The organism is Arthrobacter sp. B0490 (assembly GCF_002929355.1).
In the GTDB taxonomy this organism is placed as follows: Bacteria; Actinomycetota; Actinomycetes; order Actinomycetales; family Micrococcaceae; genus Arthrobacter_D.
Window position 1 is genome coordinate 1 of the sequence record NZ_PJIR01000058.1, and the last position, 902, is coordinate 902.

General features: G+C 62.5%; 2 protein-coding genes. Both read left to right on the forward strand.

Annotated elements, in window-relative coordinates; all coding sequences use genetic code 11:
- A partial coding sequence (locus CXQ97_RS18580; protein WP_219815471.1) for an SDR family NAD(P)-dependent oxidoreductase occupies positions 1 to 778 on the forward strand: 778 nt, incomplete at its 5' end.
- A gap of 15 nt (positions 779 to 793) precedes the next feature.
- Positions 794 to 902 (forward strand): Dabb family protein (locus tag CXQ97_RS20740; RefSeq protein WP_146069731.1); only part of this gene is annotated, 109 nt, incomplete at its 3' end.

Genomic DNA, 902 nt, shown 5'->3' on the forward strand with positions numbered 1-902 from the left:
GAAGGAGAACGTCATGGGTCGTCTGAATAACAAGGTCGCGATCATCACCGGCGCCGCCGGCGGTCAGGGCAAGGTCGAAGCGAAGCTCTTCGCCCAGGAAGGCGCGAAAGTCATCGCCACTGACCTCAACGACACCCTCCTCGCCGAGACGGTTGCGGAGATCAACGCCGAGCTCGGTTCTGAGTCCGTCATCGGGTTCAAGCACAACATCGCCACCGAGAGCGACTGGAACGACGTCATCGCCAAAGCCGTCGAGGCCTTCGGTGCCGTCGACATTTTGATCAACAACGCCGCGGTCCCCGGCAAGACCCGCGAGGACGTCTGGGACATCGACGCCGAGGAAACTACGCGCATCCTCAACGTCAACATCACCGGGACCCTGCTCGGCATCAAAGCTGTCATGCCTCACATGAAGAAGAGCAGTACCGGGTCCATCGTCAATATCTCCTCCGCAGCCGGCCTCGTCGGCGGCATCAGCGGCGGCTCCGTCGCGTACTCCTCCACCAAAGGTGCCCTGCGCGCCATCACGAAGGAGATCGCCCTCGACGTCGCGAAAGTCGGCATCCGCGTCAACACCGTCTACCCGGGCTTGATCAACACGCCCATCATGCGGGCCTTCTCTGAGGAGACCACCGCCGCGGTCCTGGCGAAGATCCCGATGGGATTCGCCGCCGAACCCGAAGACATCGCCTACGGGGTGCTGTTCCTCGCCTCCGACGAATCCCGGTTCGTCACCGGGACCGACATCATCATCGACGGCGGCTACACCGCCCAGTAGAAAGGACCTACCACCATGATCCGACACATCGTTTTGTTCCGCGTCCATGAGGGCACCCCGCACGAACGCATCCAGGACGCCATCGACCGCCTCAAAGCACTCGTTGGCGTCATCCCCGGACTGC